Below are 17,052 nucleotides of genomic sequence, written 5' to 3'. Positions count from 1 at the left end.
AGTGATTCAGTGGTTAAAAAAAAGAAATTTGGATGTTGTTGTTGAATATATTCAGGCGTTAATTGTTGTTTTGCCGGTTGCATTACTTGTTCGTACATTTGGCTATGGTTTATATCAGGTACCAAGTAGCTCGATGGAGCCGACCATGTTGGTTGGTGAGAGATTCTTTGCTGATAAATTTAGTGTGCTTTTTCAGCCGGTACAGCGAGGTGATGTCATTACATTTAACGATCCTAATTTTGAATATGCATCGTCTGGAATGAAGCTTATTGTGCAGAAATATTTGTGGGGCCCGCGTAATTTAACAAAGCGTGTGATTGGTATTCCCGGGGACCATGTTGTTGGAAGAATTGAAAACGGAAAGCCGGTTATTTATCTGAATGGGAAACATTTGGATGAGCCGTATGTGAATACGTATCCACTTATGCCTATTGATCCGTATCGTGATACGTGGCGAGTGTATGATCCCGAATTGGCACTGGAAGAGCAACCATTTTATCGTTTTGATACTCAGCAGATTGAAAGCGCAAAAAAATGGTATGAAAATCATGGGCAGGAGGTTGTCAAACGTCCTGATGCACCAGTCGTTGGGGAGAGAGGGACGGATGAGTTTGATGTCTGGCTTGGTAAAGGGCAATATTGGGTAATGGGTGATAATCGTTTAGGAAGCTGTGATTCTCGTGATTGGGGCGTCTTGGATGAATCCTTGATTCATGGTAAGGTTATCTACCGTCTCTGGTCTGTTGATAGTCGCGCATCATGGTGGATCTTTGATTTGATTCACCATCCTTTTTCTTTTTGGAACTCGGTGCGCTGGAATCGTTCGTTTAAAAAACTATAAGGAAGATATCAATGCTAGAAGCCCTTAAGGCATGGTTGTTTACTGAAAGCAAAAAAGAACGACTAAAAAAAGAAGCTCGTGAACTTGTTGTTATTATTGTTATTGCCTTCTTGATTCGAACTGTTATTTTTGGTCTTTATCAGGTGCCAACGGGTTCTATGGAAACAACCATGTTGGTCGGTGAGCGCTTTTTTGCTGATAAGTTTACTATCATGTTTTCTCCTCCTAAAAATAGCGAAATTATTACCTTTAATGATCCGACATATGATTATTCGTCAAATTCTGTTGTATTCCTTTGGCAAAAATATGTTTGGGGACCTGCGAACTGGACCAAGCGTGTCATTGGTATTCCTGGCGATACCGTAGAGGGTAAGATTGAAGATGATAAGCCAGTGGTCTACGTTAACGGAAAAAAATTAGACGAACCATATCTTAACAAATACCCTCTCGTTCCTGTCTCTGCATATACATGGCGTTCGTATGATCCTAAGCGGCCATATTATGATCAGCCATTTTATAATATGGATGCATTTGACGTACGGCGTGCACAACGATACATCAAACAGGTTGGCATGCGTACCATAAAGCATCCTGGAACAAAGATTGATGCGCCTGGGGCAGATACGTTCAAAGTAGTACTTGGACCCGATCAGTATTGGGTTATGGGCGATAATCGATTGGGCAGCTCTGATTCGCGGACATGGGGCATTCTAGATGGGAATCTCATACACGGAAAAATTAAAGTGTGCATTTTCTCAGTAGATAGTTCTGAATCCTGGTGGATACTTGATCTGTTAAAACACCCTATCGGATTTTGGTCTAAAGTGAGATGGCGGCGCTGTCTTAAGGTGGTTTCATAAATGAGAGCTTGCCTCCTAAAATGATTCTGCTACTTTGTATCTCTCGTAACAAAGGATAGAAAATACTATGAAGAGACTTGGCATTTTGCTAGCAAGCTTATCGGTTATTCTCCTGGGATGTGCTGTGGGGAAGACGATTTACAATGATTCCTATTTGGTCATTAATGTTCTAGATAAAAAGCTATTTCTTGATTGCCACATCAAAGGATCAGTCAGTGTCCCATTTGATTTGGTAGATGATTTTGCTACCAAAGTGGATAAAAATGTTCCTGTTGTGTTCTATTGTTCTAATTATTCCTGTACAGCAAGTGGTATAGCCAGAGATCGACTCAAGGCTCTTGGATTTACCGATGTAAAGGCATACGAGGGTGGAATTGCTGAGTGGTATCAGCTTGGTTTTCCAACTGAAGGGCCGGCACAGTCTGGTTATTTAACAGGGGAAAATGAGCGGCCGCTGGATTATTGGGATGATGCAGATCATATCACGGCAGAGACCCTGCACCAGCATATGGTCGACTATGGATTATTATAGTAATATGAACGTAAAGGCGACATAGCCAAGTGGTAAGGCATGGGTCTGCAAAACCCTGATCCCCGGTTCGAATCCGGGTGTCGCCTCCAAATAAGTACCGGGGTGGCGGAATGGTAGACGCAAGGGACTTAAAATCCCTCGGGCTTTTGCTCGTGCCGGTTCGAGTCCGGCCCTCGGTACCAAAACGTGCTCCCAATCATGTCATGCAAAAAACCTTTTTTTACGGTAAAAACAACATAAAAATAATGTTGTATCTTCTTCCTTGACAAAAGAATTTTGTGTCACTATTGTTCATCCAGAGTACTAGTTTTATTTAGCCCTGCTCATGATGACATTTCAGGAGCAAAGGAAGTTAAATGAACAAAGCAATGGTAGTCGAAAAGATGGCTCGCTTGACCAAGACTTCCAAAACAAACTGTAAAGATTGTTTGGAAGCGTTCATCGAAGTCGTCGGCGGCGCTCTAAAAACCAACAAGCAAGTGGTTCTTACAGGTTTCGGGACGTTTACCAACATCAAGAGAAAAGCACGCACGGGTGTAAATCCAGCAACAGGTAAAAAGATGACCATCCCTGCGAAGAAGGTTCCTAAGTTCAAACCAGGTAAAGCCCTTCGTGGTAAGGTGCGCTAGACCGGTTCACTTGGAAGTATGGGGGACACCATCAAAGGTGTTCCCTTTTTTTTCTTGCTATACCCTCCTATCTCTCTTTATACTCAGCCATAATACGTATGGCATAAAGTTTCGATATGTGAGGAGATATAATGAATAATCTGGGCCCGGTACCTGTACAACCACAAGGATGGTTTTCGGGTTTTTCATGGGGTAACTTTTTGCAACGTTTTGACTTGTCCGCAAATACCGCAACAGAGCTCGTCTCATACGTAGGTGTTGGGTTTGCTTGCGGTTTTTTAATCAAACGGTATTTGCGTTCCGTTATAATTCTATTTCTTGCTATGTTTCTTTTGATTAAGGTAGTTGAGTATATGGGGGTTGGTTTTTTTATATTTAACTGGGATAAATTTAAAGACATGACAGGCATTGCGCCGACGGATACTATTGATGGTGTCACGCGGGTGTGGTTTGCGTGGGCACAATCGCATGTGACGCATGTTGTTTGTGTCGTAGTAGGTTTTATTTTTGGCACAAAAGTGGGGTAATGCTGTATGGCATCGTTTGTTGAAGGTCTCTCAAAAATTCTGTTGAATACGGGAAGCATAACGAAAGAGGATGCGCAAATCTACGTACAGGAATTTGAAAAAAGTTCAAAAGAAAGTTTTGATGATTTTCTTTTAGAAGAGGGGCTTGTAGATGAGCAAGCGCTCCTACGAGCTTTGAGCTCGTACTACAACGTTCCCGCAACAGATGTGATTGGACTCTTTTTTGATAGAGAGCTGCTTACCAATATTCCTGAAGATGTGCTTACACGGAATGCAATGATTCCTTATGAACTTGATGGAAACATTTTGATTGTGATTGCAAGTAATCCGAGTGATCCAAATTTACTACCAATTTTAGGCGATTATGTTTCCGCTGACATTCAATTTCATGTAGGACTTAAGCGCGATATTCTGGAAGTAATTCGAGAGTTCTATGAAAAGTCAGAAACAGAAATTGATGATGAAGAAGAGAATGAAGAACCAGAAACATTAGACGATATACTGGACAACGATTTTACTTTGTAGGTTGCAACAATGGCTTCGGGTGGTGGCATTGTTTCTTTAGTTGATTCTCTTATTGAAACGGCAATAGAACGTCACGCGTCTGATGTGCATTTAGAGCCATCAGATGACGGGCTTAGGGTGCGGTACCGTGTTGATGGTGTACTGTATCCGTATACCATAGTATCGTCAGAAACAATGCAACAAGTAGTGGCCCGTGTGAAGGTATTGTCGCGGATCAATACGACGGAACAGCGGATTCCCCAAGATGGTAAGTTTTGTGTGACATTACGAGGACGTACCATTGATTTACGTGTTTCTACCTTTCCCACGATTCATGGTGAAAAAGTTGTTATCCGTATTTTAGATCGTACGCATACCACGATGGATCTTGATCAATTGGGGTTTTCTATTGGCATGCTCTCACATTTTCATGATCTTATTACACGAGCAAGCGGATTCTTTTTAGTGACAGGACCGACAGGTTCTGGAAAGACGACGACTTTGTATGCGGCTCTTTCTGAGATTGTAACGCCAGAAAAAAATGTAGTGACGTTGGAAGATCCTGTTGAATACGATGTCGATGGAACTACTCAAGGGCAAGTACATCCTGAAGTTGGGTTTACGTTTGAAAAAGGTATTCGCGCCATTTTACGACAAGATCCTGATGTAGTTATGATCGGCGAGATCAGGGATAAACAAACCGCACGTATTGGCATTGAGGCTGCATTAACAGGACATTTGGTGTTTAGCACCTTGCATACAACTGACGCGCCTGGAGCATTAGTGCGACTGCTTGATATGGGTATAGAGCCATTTCTTCTAAATGCTGCTGTAACTGGTGTGCTAGCGCAGCGCTTAGTGAGAACTATTTGTCCTTTGTGTAAAACGGAGATGAGGCCTCGGCCTCAAGATCGTCTTATCATGGAACGGATCGGGCTGTATGCGACAACATTATACAAAGGTGCGGGATGTGATGCGTGTTTTATGCTTGGATATCGGGGAAGAACGGGAATCTTTGAATTGCTGCTTATGTCTCATGCATTGGGTGATTTAGTAGTCCATCAACCTCGTTATCATGAATTACAACAACAAGCTCGGCAGGAGGGTATGAAAACCCTCCTGGATGATGCAAAGCACAAAGTGATAGAGGGAACAATAACCCTCAACGAACTTGCACGTGTTTTATTATGATGTGAGGGCTGTCCTGATGTGACGATCATATCCCAAATGATGAATCAATCGCGTTAGGTGAGCAACAGCTGCTGTTGCGATAACACCCCGAGCGATGGTGCGTGGAATGAAGCCATTAAAAGCATAGGGTGCAACGTTAAATATTGATGCGCATAACAAGATCTTCACGGCATCAGGATTGAGCTTATCAAGAAAGAGCATATATTCAGCCATCATTGGCCATATTTTTTCTTGAAAATACGTCCAAGAATTCTTAGCGCTACCGACGTAATCCACCGATGATACCTGTTCCCAGATTGATGGGGAGGCCTCAGTTGTTGTTGGTTTTGGAGGACATGGAATTCTATTATCCGCAATTTCTTCGGCACAAATAGTTCCTGCAAATAACAATGTGCAGCATGTAATCAAACGAGTAGTCATATGGGACTCCTTCTTTGTGAGGTAACTAATGGCTGCATGATATAAAAATGGAGTGTTTGTTGTCTATCATTTTGTGCTATTAGGTAACAGAAAGAAATGCTTCTTTAAAGAATCGACTTGCTGCATAGACATGTAGATCCCAATATCCTTCAAGGTTATCCATCTTATTGGGGTCCATGCCGAGTAATGGTGCGAAGTATTCGGTATCAATACATACGAGTTTATTGGTATCTTTTTCTACAATGAAATTTTTCAAATTAGGATCCGGTCTGAAGTTGAAATCCTTACAGTACTTGAAGATAGAGCGCCCATAATATTTTTTAATGTGACCTAGTCGCACATCGGAGATGATCTGGTCAACAATAATACCATATGCACTTGGGAGTTGTGTGTAGAGTGGCTCTTCGCTGGTAAAGTTGTCACCTCGAACTTCAAACCAATCAACATCTTCAGGCAGCCAGTGCCATTTGCGTGGAAAATCTACAAAATCATTCCAGATTTCATTCTTGCTCATTTCTTCTTTGATCAATGCCATATTCTTAATGCGATATAACCCGGATAGGTATCGATTCATACCGCCTGATATGAGATACATGCCTTGGTGTTGGAGTCCTTTGTCTTGCGGTGTGATAAAGCTTTCCGGTGTTTCCATAAAAAGTTTGAGAATAAATGGGTAGTCATTGTATTTCAGGACAATCAGTCCTGTATTATCTGACATGTCGTAGTTTTTATTCTTTAACAGCTTGAAATGCGTGAGTTTTTTCTTGCCTTGTTTCAGTTCCTTTACTGCTTCTTCAGCTTGTTCCATAAGGACCTTGCCGTTGACTGATTGTGTCGGGTCATTTCGGAAGGTAATTGGCGCTTGAGGAACCATCGTATCTTCGAAAAAGTTACGATCAAATACTTCAAAAATAGATTCTGGTTTGTAGAAGGATTCATACCTAGAGAAGGTTTTCTCGTTATCGTGGAGCCAGTATGTAGTTACAGTTGGGGTTGTGTTTTGTCGGTATCGTTTCCCCTTCACACTTTCAGTCTTGATTGGGCAGAGCATGATGCCCGTAAGCACGAACAAAATAAGTGTTTTCTGGCGTATGTGCTTCATCAACAGCTCCCCTTTGGACTGCTTCCCTACTCTCTTAGAATAAGAAAATTAGCTCTTTAGGGTCAAGATTACTTAGCAGTTTCAGGGTAATGGCTGAGGGGGTGAAGAAATAACCATTGAAAAAGGGGTGTGTCTGTTTTAGATTGGATGATAGGTCTTTTAAGCCAGGAGGAGTAATGAAGAAACTGGAAGCACTATGCTTGATGGGATGGGTAGCTATGACACTAACAACAGAGCCAAAAATGGAACACCTCAGGAACGATTTTCCGTATTTGCGTGAGCAAATCAATGGGAGACCGATTGTCTATTTTGACAATGGGGCTACAACGCAAAAACCACAGCATGTTATCGATGCTCTTGTGGACTTTTATATCAATCATAATGCCAACGTGCATCGTGGTATCTATCAACGCGCAGAACGAGCGACTGCAATGTTTGAGGCAGCCCGAGAAACGGTAGCAGAGTTTATTGGCGCTCGCGAAGAAGAAATTGTCTTTACCAAGGGAACCACGGAATCATGTAATATTGTTGCCGACTCATGGCTGCGTTACCAGTTGCAGCCTGGCGATGAAGTCATTACGACAGCTCTTGAACACCACAGTAATCTCTTGCCTTGGCAGCAAGCGTGTAAGGCAGCAGGTGCTATTCTCAAAATAATTCCATTGAATGAAGATGGTTCATTGGATATGGAAGCCTATGCAGCAATGTTGAGTTCTAGGACCAAGTTTGTAGCGGCAACGCATGTATCCAATGTTTTGGGTACAGTAACTGATGTGCAGGCTATTACCGCTTTGGCGCACAAAGTTGGTGCAAAGGTGCTTATTGATGCTGCTCAATCAGTTGCGCGTAAGCTTGTTAATGTTAGTGATATTGGCTGTGAATTTGTTGTATTTTCTGGTCATAAAATGTTTGGCCCTACCAGTGTTGGGGTTCTCTATGTAGCCAAGAGTATGCATGCTCAGATGCAACCATATCAGTTTGGGGGAGCAATGGTGCTAGCCGCAGATTACCAACACGCTGCATGGATGCCTATGCCACAGCTGCTTGAAGCTGGTACGCCAGGTATCGCTCAAGTTATAGGTCTTGCGGCAGCCGTGGATTATATTGATCGTAATATTGACGCGGCAGAGGTTCGCGTGCACGAAGCGGCTCTCGTATCACGTTTGATTGAAGGACTTTCACAATATCCACGCGTGAAATTATTGGGGCCGGTGAATCACCTTAAAGAGCATGGTCATTTGGTAAGCTTTCTCATCGATGGCATGCACACCCATGATATTGCAGCATTCCTTGATACTAAGGGTATTTGCGTTCGTGCAGGAAAACAGTGTGCACAACCGCTTGGAAAATTACTTGGATTTGATACATCGGTTCGCGCAAGTTTTTGTTTCTATAATACGTTAGAAGAAGTTGATTACTTCCTTGAAGTTATTGATGAAATTGCCCGCTAAACCGTGATACAAGTTTTTTGATTATGCTGGAGCAGGGAGTACACCTAACTGCTCCAGCTTTTTTTTGACATCATCTATATTATGTTTGGTTAAATGAATAGCATGAATACCAAGTTCTTGTGCGCTTTGTACGTTCTCTTCAAGATCATCTAAAAAGACACACTCGTGTGCTTTGAGATGATGCTTATCAAGAGCATGTTTATAAAAGGCCTTAGATGGTTTCATAACACCGATATTTCCTGACCCGATGAAGTCATCAAATTGAGAAAATAATTCAGGGAATTGCTGCTGTACCTCAGGGATGCTTTCTTGATCGATGTTGCTGAAGATCAAGAGCTTGTAGCGTGGTTCACCAGATGCTGAGTGTTGCGCTTTAATGATGGGAATAAGGCTTGTAACCTGACGGTTTTCCTTACGTGTAATGGTTGATGCGTGCGCATCAAAAATAATCTGTGCTAGATGGAGTGCGATTCTTTGCTCTCGCTCGCTTTCAAAGAGACCCTTGCTGCGGAGTTCATGGATTGCTATTTCTACTTTTTGTAGCATTTGTTGGTTAGAGATTTTCCCTGTTTGCCACTCTCCCATACTCTTGGAGATGGGATGGCCCTTTTCGGTTGGGGGATTGTCGTCTGGATCTGCAACACCCTCTTTTTCTGTCATATAATCAATGATGCTGAGGGCTTTATTTTCAAGTTCGAGTGGATTTTTCATATCAAGGACCATATATGCTATGACATCCTTTGGTCCAATGTACCACAGCGTTTTAGCGATGTCGCGCTTGAGGAGTACACTTCCAATATCAAAACAAATGGCCTTGATGGGTGGAGTTTTGTGAGGAGGTTTTTGAGTTGTGTGTGTCCGGGGAATGAAGGTGTATAGAACGAGGGCTGCAAGAGCAGTTAGTATAGTGAGTGTTGAAAGTTGCCGTTTCATTCTTGTTCCTGTTCACGCAAGAATTTTTCTAGATCTACAAAATTGCTGAATTTTATGGCCTGCATCCCCAGCGATCGTGCGGTTGAGACATTGGCATCCTTTGCTTCAACGCAGAGGCATTCTTCTGGATTGAGTTGGTATCGACCAATAAGTTGACGATAGAATTCTGGACCAGGCTTGGTCGTGCGTATTTCACCAGAAATAAGAATCCCCTCAAATGCTTCAAACACATATGGGTATTTTTGTCGTAAGACCTCTAACGTTTCTTGATGGCAGTTAGCGGTGAGAAAGAGGCGATATCGGTGGTGTTGATGTAAAAATCGTTCTACTCCGTCAACTAGCGTATGCGTATCGCGATAGCCTATCGGACTGAGTGCCATGTGCGCTATTCGTGTAAGCACTGTACGTTCATTGCGCCATAAATGTCTGAATGTCTTTTCAGTGGCTTCAAGTAGTTGTTTGCAGGGTAGCGCTCCCTTTTGCCATGTTGCTAATACAGGGGGAACCCTATGACCCCAGTGAAAATCACCTTCATTATTATTGACGAGACCTGCGATACGGACTTTGGTAAGTTCCCTGAAAAATTTTCCGTATATCATCGAGTTAGGATCTATAGTTGGATGTTTTAATACATAGTACGCCATGGCGGTACCCAACTGTTTGATGGCCTCAAGTTTATCTGGTCGAAGCACAACATCTTCGAGCTCTATGATTAAGGCTCGTGGTGGAGTGCTGCAGAGATCGACTGATATAACGCATGCACTCAAAAGAAAAATAAGCTTCTTCATCTTTCTCGACTTTCAATTCGTGAATCTTAATAGGGGTATGACCTAGCCTAGCGAGATCTTGAGCAAGAGACAACTTGTGTCGTCTATATACCGGTTGAATCTTTTCCTAGTGGGGTAATTAAGTAAATGTAGCAGTGAGAGCTGTATCTTTATGTTGTACCTGAGCTTTTTTCGACTTAGGCTTTCTTGGAGTGGTTCTACGTGTAGATGTTGATAGCGTAAGGAGCTTGTCCTTGATGAGTCGCTGTCTAATCTGCAGATAATTAAAATTATTACAATGGATTCCCGTGAAGCCAACGCTCGTTGCTGCATGTACATTTTCGATTTGATCATCGATGAAATAGCAGTCATCGACGTCAAGATTGTACTCAGTAAGCAAGAGTTTATAAATGGCGGGATCTGGTTTGATAAGTCCCACATCTCCCGAGATCAATAATCCATCAAATAATTCGTCAAAAATATCAGTGTTATTGAGGTACAGTTCTCTAAATGCTTCATCATTATAATTCGAGAGGATGTAGAATTTGTGAATGCGATTGCCCGCTGCGTCAGTTTCTTTTCTCAGATCGCGAACCAACTGAAGAGCCGTTGGTACGAATTCCTGAATGGAGCAGTTGGTTTTGGGATCAAACATGGAATGATAGATTGCGCTAAAGATTGCCCGTGTTGTTTTGGATTGTATTTTGTCGAGGACTGCAGTTTGTGCCATAGCGAGTAACTTTTGGCATGGAATATCTCCTCGAAGCCATGCAGCCATAATATCTGGCAAGGGTGTGCCAAGATACGTAGATTTTTCGTGGTTTGGCCTAATCGATAAATCTTTGATAGTACGCAAGGCATTGAATGATTTTTCTTGAAGGTTTACAGGATTGTGGAATGAAAAAGTATATGATACGAGGTTGCCGTATCCCATCAAATTCATTGCTTTTTTTGTATTAGTTCTGAGGAGTACGCCCCCAATATCAAAAACCAATATTTTCGCTTGTATATCAGGGATAACGCTCATTAAGATCCATACAAAGAAAACAATAGACAGATAGCGACGTAAGTTCATTCCCATTCCCTTACTTTGATGCGGGGAGCATGCCAAGATCAGCAAGTCCAGTTCGTACTTGTTTGTAGCATCCCTTTTGTATTTTAATTGAGTGTATTCCAATGTCTTCGGCTGCTTCAATATTTTCTTGTGCGCTATCCAGGAATACACATTCTGATGGTTTTAAGTTGTACTTCTCGAGGATATAATCGTAGATATCTTCATCTGGTTTCATCATGCCAATATCACCAGACATTATGACATCATCAAAGATATTGAAGATATTTGGAAATCTTTGTGTAAGCAGTGGAATGAGTTCTGTTTCGGTGTTGGAAACTAAGATGAATATGTATTTACGTTTTCCAGATTTATCCTTTTGACTAGCAAGCATACGAATGATTTTGGTTGAATCTAGAATTTCATCTTTGCTTTTTGCTTGCGTTTCTGGATCAAGCAACGCCTTGGCCATATTAGTAGCAATACGCTTTTCGACTTCAGACTCAAATACTCCGTTTCTGTCCATATCCTCAACATGTAGAAGTGCTATTTCTAGCATAGCAACACTGGATAGTTTTCCTTTTTTCCATAGAATCATTGCTGGGGACATAGGATGGCCTTTGATGGTTGGTGTGCGTTTGCTACTTGATCGTTTTTCTTTGTTTTCGACTTCAGCCATATAATCAATAAATGAAAACATCATATTTTTCAGGTCATCTGTCGTATGTCCTCCTGTTGAGGTGTACCACATGACATCGCCTAGACCAATAGACCGAACCAATTTATATGAGGAGCTCTTGATGAGGACATCCCCTAAACCACACATAACCGCCTTAATCTGGGCAGGTTCATCTGGTGGTGGTTCTGGGAGAGGACAAGGTTCCGTTGGGGCCTCCAGCTCTGATGCTTCCCTAGAGATGAGGAGGCTCCGCCCTGCATAGATCACTATACCGAGGCCGATAAATCCCAAAACTACTCTGAGTAACCGGTTCATAGGGATGAATCTCCTTCTTTCATCATTACTGCCCGTCACATTTTGTTGGGCATTATCCTACGCCTACTATGGCTATTTGCAACAGCCTTAAGGTTCTCGAGGGCCATCGGGGCCTATGCCTACAGCGGAAAGTCCTATAGGTGTTGCTTGTTCTTCTAGTACAGTGATATCCCCGATTTGTGCTCCTACTGGTAATCCGGCTTCGCTGCGAGCTCTACCGCGACGTAAGAGCCGTGCCATGAGGCCCTGGTGATTGATGCCAAGGCGTGTTGCTACCTGCTGAAGAAGGCCTTGTATTGCCCGCTGAGTTTCCTCTGCGAGGTGTTGTCGTTCCGCACAACGATTAACAACTAGGAGCGCAGCCGCAAATTCTCGTTTTTGCTCATCTCGTTCATCTGAAACTTCCTGAAGGGCGTGTCTTACTGCAGTATCAAGTCTAGTTGCGAGAGCGACAGCCTCAACAGCATTGGCACGAATTTGCTGCCCATCATGCCTCATTTGCTCTTCATGACGAGCGAGAGCATCTTGTAGTTTCTTTTGAATTTTTTCTTCACGTCCCTGTGCTTCACGATCTATTTCTTTTATCTTCTTGCTTAAGGCATCGATTTGTTCTTGAGTTTTGCGTAGTTTCTTTTCGAAATCTCTTTCGAGGCCCATGCGCTTCATTTTATCTTCTGCTGTAAATGCCCATCTGATTTTAAGCATGATATATCCCCCAAGGGCGACGATAGCAGCAGGTTTAAGAAATGCTGCAGCAGCGGTGCCAGCTGCGCTTAGCGATCCTGCGATTGCGGCAGTTTCAAGACCAAAGAATTTACTACCTTCTTGGACCATTTGTCCTGCATCCCGTGCCTGCCTCATGCTGCGGTGGAATCGTCCGCTAAAGACAGCTAGTCCTGATACAGTAGCCATTGCGCCAGCAGCCCATCCCATTTCTCTGCGTGTTTCTCCGACTAATTGTGCAGCAGCATCATCGGATTCTAGAAATGATTGTACAGTTGGTTCGAGAGCCTCGTCTCTGAATTGTCTGAATCTATACTGTGTGCGAAGACTATCTACGCTGCGAGAAACGCCGCGTGCAGTCTCTCTGAGTTGCATTCCTAATTGTGGTGCCGATGCTATCAGTCTGTGTGCTGCTATTCTGCTGAGCCCTTGTGCAGGTTCTACCCATTCTCGTAGTGTTTTATCTTGTTCAGCTTCATCTGCTATTTCTTCTTCTGTGGCTACAGCCGCAGCAAGTCGGTTGCAGTCATCTAGTAATGGAAGCACCTCTACCTCTTGAACAGGAGAAGAGGCAATGAGGCGCGCATATCTTTTAAGAGGTCCCGGCGCTTCTTCCATCTCCAATGTTTGAATGTCTTCTTCTGTCAGAGTTGAAACCGTAGGGTCTGATAGTCTTCTTCTGAGTCGCTGCAATGCTTCAGGCATAGCATGTATGATTTGCACGCCGTGCGTGAGTATGAGTAACGATAATAACACCCGCTTCATATTGTCACTCCTTTCATAAAGGTATTATATGTTCACCACAGCATACAGAATGCGGTATACCTTTTTCTAGAGTTGGGATTGTTCACGCTCTCTTGTATACTGAAAATCTCATCATCAGAGGAAAGAAGATGACATCAAAATCAGATTCATTGTCTCGTTCATTGTATAACGAACGCATTGTCGATTACTTTAGGAATCCTCGTTATTACGGAACTGTTGCGCACCCAGATTTCTTTGCACTCGCAAGCGATGAAACCTGCGGTGATTCCATTGCGTATCAAGGAAAAATAGAAGATGGTATTGTTTCAGAGATAGCATTTACGGGTAAAGGGTGCATGATTAGCCAGGCAACTGCATCACTATTAGCGGAAGCGATTATTGGCAAACCGGTAGTAGAAATACAGCGCATGGATGAGACATCTATTCGTGAATTAATTCAATTGAATCTTGGTCCTAATCGGATACGGTGTGCACTTCTTGCACTCAAAGCATTGCATAGAGGGCTCAGCGATTACGAAAAAAAGGCAGTCTAATGCTTGACAGGGCACAACTTCTTAAAGCGTTCCAAGAGATTAGTTCCCATTTGTTTCAAGATACATCGCATGCACAAAATATTGCTCGTACTATGTGGGAGATGATCAGTGACGATCCGTTATTTATTCACAAAATTAAATCTGCGAATGCACCATGGATTCTACCGACATGGGATGGTTCCTTATCAGCCGTTTTCGATGCGTCATTGTCATTGCCATCCTATCAAGTAGCTGCAGTTGATGGATCTCAAGTGTATCCAGATCGGCATCAAGGGGTTGGCTGTTATTTACTCAATGTTGGTGAAATTCATTTAAGTTATGGCTTCGAAATAAGCTCTATGCGCGCACAGACTCATCCGTATGTCTTTACGTTGTATGATGATGACACTGGTATTGCTCAAACGGTTGATATGATCAATGCAAAGCGCGAAGCGTATGAGCTTGATGCGGGTGTAACATTAGGCATGAGACTCAAAGCTCAGAATGGTCAAATGCCGTATTGTGTGTTGTATGATGGGTCGTTGATTTTCTGGCATTTGGAATCCAAAGATAATGCGTTGCGTGAGAAATTTTTATCGTCCTATCTTCAGAGTCTTGAGCGTATGTATCAAGAGCGCATTCCGATGGCTAGTTACATTAGTTCGCCTAAGAGTAAAGAGTTAGTAAATCTTGTGCGTGTGGCATTATGTAATTTCACATACGAGGGGTGTACGGCTCATCATGCAGTCGATGGATTAGTGGATGCGCATATTGTGCGTTCGTACTTATCTAATACCCAGCGCACTGCGATTTTTTATAATCATTCCCCTATTACTCGATTTTATCCAGAGCATTTGCGTCCATGTTTTGTATACCTCAATGTAGGACGCGAGATAGGCCGCGTTGAGACTCCGTCGTGGGTGGCCCAGGATACAGAACTGTTAGATCGTGTTGTCTCTATTGTTGCAAATCAAGCCCTCAAGGGACGTGGATATCCTGTGTGCTTATCTGAGGCTCATGAACAAGCAGTTATTAAAGGCCCCGATCGTGAATTCTTTTATCATATCCTTCAAAAAGCCGGTATCGCGAACAGTCGTTCATACCAAGTGTCCGAGAAGGCTCTAAGGAAACTACGCATAGGTATTTAAGGACAAGGGGCCAACTATAGCCTCTAGTTGTTGTTGTAAGTGCGCAACATATTCTGCGTTGTCAGCGAGGAAGGAATCAGGATCCTCTTGATATATGTAATATTGGATTCCATGATCGATAAGACAAAGCAAATGACGTAGCTCTGATCGTTTTGTAATCAAGGATCTGCTACCAATTGCTTCATTTAGTATTCTCCTCATATTTTGAAGTCCTTCAAGTGTGGGAGTCCGGTAAGCAATGACAACAGGTTCAGCGTCTTCGAGCAAATTTAGGATGGAGAAAATGCTTTTTGTTCGTGGAATTGGCATTCTCATAACTCCTGGAGCGGCGTTACTTTGTGTTATACAAGTGAATGTAAAAAAGATGCAGAAATATTTAACCATGCTATGTTGCCTCCATCATGATGGTAAGAAAAAGGGTGTACATAATGAAACGATTACGTTTTATAACTATACTGTTTTTGTGTTTTAGCTCAATAGTGCATGTGGAGGCTGTTATTGATGGCGGGATTCCGCCGACTGAGGCCGAGGTATTTTTTCAAGATAATATTGAGAATGCAGTGGAAGAATGCGAAGGTCGTTCTTTGTTTGAAACGTTAAGTTTTGTTGGATTGATGGTCTGTGCATGTGACATTGTATTTCGTGCGATCTGGAATCTTAATAAGCAACGCAAGGGTGTTTATGAGTTAACTCCTGCTCGTGTAAAATCACTTCTTGGAGTTCTCGAAAATCAGGATAAGTTGACAACGTCTTTAGTAGAAATCAGTAGAACGATCAGATCGCTTGAAGGGCAAGTAAGAGCTATAAAAGAATCAGAATCAATGACAACTCGAGCAGCTGTGTTAGATGCAAAAAGAAAATTGATCCAGCGGTTATCGGCACTTGAGATGCAGCATGCTATTTTGGCTCAGGAATTGGTTAGGTTACAGAATCCTGACTGAGGTCAACCAAGAAACTTTTTAAAAAACCCAACAATACCACCATCTTTATCATTGACGGTTGTGCCAAGTTGCTCTGAGTATCTGGATAATGTTGCTTTGGTTGAAACATCGAGTTTTTTGGGAATATCGCATTTTGTAATTACGACAAGATTGCCGTATACGTTTGTACGAAGATTTTTGAATCCTTTGCCACGTACAATGATGTGTTCACCGACAGGGCATCCTTGAGGAATTTTGATGGTGTGCTTCTCGTCATCAAGACTCATAATCTCTACCTGACTGCCAAAGACCAACTGTGGATATGTGAGCATAACGTTGCATACAAGGTCATCACGAACACGCTTGAAATGTTTATCTGGTTGAACGGTTATTTTTATGAATAAGTTTCCTGCGGAACCACCATAGACTCCTGCATCGCCTTTACCGATGATACGCAATTCAGAACTATCGATAACACCGGCTGGTATTGTTACTGAAAATTTATCGAGTTTTTGAACGCGTGATTGCCCTTTACATGCCGAGCATGGTGATGGGATAGTATAACCAGCTCCGCCGCATGCATTACATGTTTGTGCATATGCAAAGAAGCCTTGGCGATAAGTAATTTGGCCAGAACCCTGGCATTGTGGACAGCTATTAACTGAGGTTCCGGTTTGAAGCCCTTTACTATTGCAGGTTGAGCAGCCGACAAAGTGATAGTACTGAAATTCTTTTTTGGTCCCTAGATATGAATCCTTGAGTGAGATTGTGACCTCTTTAGCGAGATCGTGCCCACGAGCTGGTACGGGTCCGGCTTTACGAGTGGAGCGTCGTTGGCGTCCGCCACCAAACATTCCCCCAAAAATATCTCCAAATTGCTCGAAGATGTCGTCCATATTCATATCTGTTGATGACCAGCCGCCACCGCCAGATGTTTGTTGCTCGTAGCCTGTATGACCAATCTGGTCGTAGCGGCTACGTTTGGTATCGTCGGAAAGAACCTCGTAGGCATGGGCGGCTTCCTTGAATTTTTCCTCAGCCTCTTTATTCCCTGGATTACGGTCAGGATGATACTTAAGCGCTAGCTTTTTGTATGCCTTTTTGATTTCGTCTTTTGAGGCAGAACGGGAAATGCCGAGTACGTCGTAAAAGTCGTTTTTGCTCATATACCATCTAGAATGT

Annotated in this window: 21 protein-coding genes and 2 tRNA genes; 14 read left to right on the top strand and 9 right to left on the bottom strand. The window is 42.8% G+C overall.

The features are described 5' to 3' along the window. Nucleotide 1 precedes the first annotated feature (1 nt). The 9 genes from lepB (JW872_03330) (at nucleotide 2) to JW872_03290 (ending at nucleotide 5,084) form a co-directional block, all read left to right on the top strand. On the top strand, nucleotides 2–841 hold the full coding sequence (lepB, locus tag JW872_03330) for a signal peptidase I (GenBank protein ID MBN1549666.1): 840 nt from the start codon (nucleotides 2–4) through the stop codon (nucleotides 839–841). An 11-nt stretch (nucleotides 842–852) separates the two neighbouring features. Continuing rightward, nucleotides 853–1,701, top strand: coding sequence for a signal peptidase I (gene lepB, locus JW872_03325; protein ID MBN1549665.1), 849 nt, complete (start codon nucleotides 853–855; stop codon nucleotides 1,699–1,701). Nucleotides 1,702–1,768: 67 nt separating this feature from the next. Continuing rightward, the gene (locus tag JW872_03320) at nucleotides 1,769–2,233 is read left to right on the top strand and encodes a rhodanese-like domain-containing protein (protein ID MBN1549664.1); all 465 of its coding nucleotides are present in this window, start codon (nucleotides 1,769–1,771) and stop codon (nucleotides 2,231–2,233) included. Nucleotides 2,234–2,248: 15 nt separating this feature from the next. Beyond that, nucleotides 2,249–2,322, top strand: a tRNA-Cys gene (locus JW872_03315). 7 nt (nucleotides 2,323–2,329) lie between these two features. After that, a tRNA-Leu gene (locus JW872_03310) sits at nucleotides 2,330–2,415 on the top strand. Between the two features lie 174 nt (nucleotides 2,416–2,589). After that, on the top strand, nucleotides 2,590–2,862 hold the full coding sequence (locus tag JW872_03305; protein MBN1549663.1) for an HU family DNA-binding protein: 273 nt from the start codon (nucleotides 2,590–2,592) through the stop codon (nucleotides 2,860–2,862). 131 nt (nucleotides 2,863–2,993) lie between these two features. Continuing rightward, on the top strand, nucleotides 2,994–3,389 hold the full coding sequence (locus JW872_03300; GenBank protein ID MBN1549662.1) for a hypothetical protein: 396 nt from the start codon (nucleotides 2,994–2,996) through the stop codon (nucleotides 3,387–3,389). A gap of 6 nt (nucleotides 3,390–3,395) precedes the next feature. Further along, nucleotides 3,396–3,914, top strand: coding sequence for a hypothetical protein (locus tag JW872_03295; GenBank protein ID MBN1549661.1), 519 nt, complete (start codon nucleotides 3,396–3,398; stop codon nucleotides 3,912–3,914). A gap of 9 nt (nucleotides 3,915–3,923) precedes the next feature. Continuing rightward, complete coding sequence (locus JW872_03290; GenBank protein MBN1549660.1) at nucleotides 3,924–5,084, top strand: type II/IV secretion system protein; 1,161 nt, start codon at nucleotides 3,924–3,926, stop codon at nucleotides 5,082–5,084. Here the strand turns inward: JW872_03290 and JW872_03285 are convergent. After that, entirely contained in the window at nucleotides 5,079–5,504 is a 426-nt protein-coding gene (locus JW872_03285; GenBank protein MBN1549659.1) for a hypothetical protein, read from the bottom strand. The genes JW872_03290 and JW872_03285 overlap by 6 nt on opposite strands. A 79-nt stretch (nucleotides 5,505–5,583) precedes the next feature. Continuing rightward, the gene (locus JW872_03280; protein MBN1549658.1) at nucleotides 5,584–6,606 is read right to left on the bottom strand and encodes a hypothetical protein; all 1,023 of its coding nucleotides are present in this window, start codon (nucleotides 6,604–6,606) and stop codon (nucleotides 5,584–5,586) included. Between the two features lie 176 nt (nucleotides 6,607–6,782). Here JW872_03280 and JW872_03275 point away from each other — a divergent pair, with 176 nt between their 5' ends. Beyond that, nucleotides 6,783–8,057, top strand: coding sequence for a cysteine desulfurase (locus tag JW872_03275; GenBank protein MBN1549657.1), 1,275 nt, complete (start codon nucleotides 6,783–6,785; stop codon nucleotides 8,055–8,057). Nucleotides 8,058–8,078: 21 nt separating this feature from the next. Here the strand turns inward: JW872_03275 and JW872_03270 are convergent, their stop codons facing one another. The 5 genes from JW872_03270 to JW872_03250 form a co-directional block, all read right to left on the bottom strand. After that, nucleotides 8,079–8,990, bottom strand: coding sequence for an HAD family hydrolase (locus tag JW872_03270; GenBank protein MBN1549656.1), 912 nt, complete (start codon nucleotides 8,988–8,990; stop codon nucleotides 8,079–8,081). Next, nucleotides 8,987–9,778, bottom strand: coding sequence for an HAD-IA family hydrolase (locus JW872_03265; GenBank protein ID MBN1549655.1), 792 nt, complete (start codon nucleotides 9,776–9,778; stop codon nucleotides 8,987–8,989). The genes JW872_03270 and JW872_03265 overlap by 4 nt, the downstream gene beginning before the upstream one ends. A 118-nt stretch (nucleotides 9,779–9,896) precedes the next feature. Continuing rightward, complete coding sequence (locus JW872_03260; GenBank protein MBN1549654.1) at nucleotides 9,897–10,832, bottom strand: HAD-IA family hydrolase; 936 nt, start codon at nucleotides 10,830–10,832, stop codon at nucleotides 9,897–9,899. Between the two features lie 10 nt (nucleotides 10,833–10,842). Next, the gene (locus JW872_03255; GenBank protein ID MBN1549653.1) at nucleotides 10,843–11,802 is read right to left on the bottom strand and encodes an HAD-IA family hydrolase; all 960 of its coding nucleotides are present in this window, start codon (nucleotides 11,800–11,802) and stop codon (nucleotides 10,843–10,845) included. 87 nt (nucleotides 11,803–11,889) lie between these two features. Continuing rightward, nucleotides 11,890–13,290 carry a hypothetical protein gene (locus JW872_03250; GenBank protein MBN1549652.1) on the bottom strand — a complete coding sequence of 467 codons (1,401 nt, stop codon included), beginning with the start codon at nucleotides 13,288–13,290 and terminating at the stop codon, nucleotides 11,890–11,892. Between the two features lie 128 nt (nucleotides 13,291–13,418). On the opposite strand from JW872_03250, the gene JW872_03245 reads away from it, so the two are divergent. Together JW872_03245 and JW872_03240 are read left to right on the top strand one after the other, a co-directional pair. Then, entirely contained in the window at nucleotides 13,419–13,823 is a 405-nt protein-coding gene (locus JW872_03245) for an iron-sulfur cluster assembly scaffold protein (protein ID MBN1549651.1), read from the top strand. Further along, nucleotides 13,823–14,950, top strand: coding sequence for a DNA double-strand break repair nuclease NurA (locus JW872_03240; GenBank protein MBN1549650.1), 1,128 nt, complete (start codon nucleotides 13,823–13,825; stop codon nucleotides 14,948–14,950). Before JW872_03245 ends, JW872_03240 begins: the two co-directional genes overlap by 1 nt. Here the strand turns inward: JW872_03240 and JW872_03235 are convergent. Further along, a complete protein-coding gene (locus JW872_03235) occupies nucleotides 14,933–15,151 on the bottom strand; it encodes a hypothetical protein (GenBank protein MBN1549649.1) in 219 nt (72 codons plus the stop codon). The genes JW872_03240 and JW872_03235 overlap by 18 nt on opposite strands. A gap of 82 nt (nucleotides 15,152–15,233) precedes the next feature. Here JW872_03235 and JW872_03230 point away from each other — a divergent pair, with 82 nt between their 5' ends. Together JW872_03230 and JW872_03225 are read left to right on the top strand one after the other, a co-directional pair. Continuing rightward, a complete protein-coding gene (locus tag JW872_03230; protein MBN1549648.1) occupies nucleotides 15,234–15,422 on the top strand; it encodes a hypothetical protein in 189 nt (62 codons plus the stop codon). Next, complete coding sequence (locus tag JW872_03225; GenBank protein ID MBN1549647.1) at nucleotides 15,379–15,891, top strand: hypothetical protein; 513 nt, start codon at nucleotides 15,379–15,381, stop codon at nucleotides 15,889–15,891. Before JW872_03230 ends, JW872_03225 begins: the two co-directional genes overlap by 44 nt. A gap of 2 nt (nucleotides 15,892–15,893) precedes the next feature. On the opposite strand, the gene JW872_03220 is transcribed toward JW872_03225, so the two are convergent. After that, the gene (locus JW872_03220; protein MBN1549646.1) at nucleotides 15,894–17,036 is read right to left on the bottom strand and encodes a J domain-containing protein; all 1,143 of its coding nucleotides are present in this window, start codon (nucleotides 17,034–17,036) and stop codon (nucleotides 15,894–15,896) included. Nucleotides 17,037–17,052 lie beyond the last annotated feature (16 nt).

The organism is Candidatus Babeliales bacterium, from assembly GCA_016929235.1.
Taxonomy (GTDB): Bacteria; Babelota; Babeliae; order Babelales; family JABCYS01; genus JAFGJD01.
This window is presented reverse-complemented; position numbering and strand designations above follow the sequence as displayed.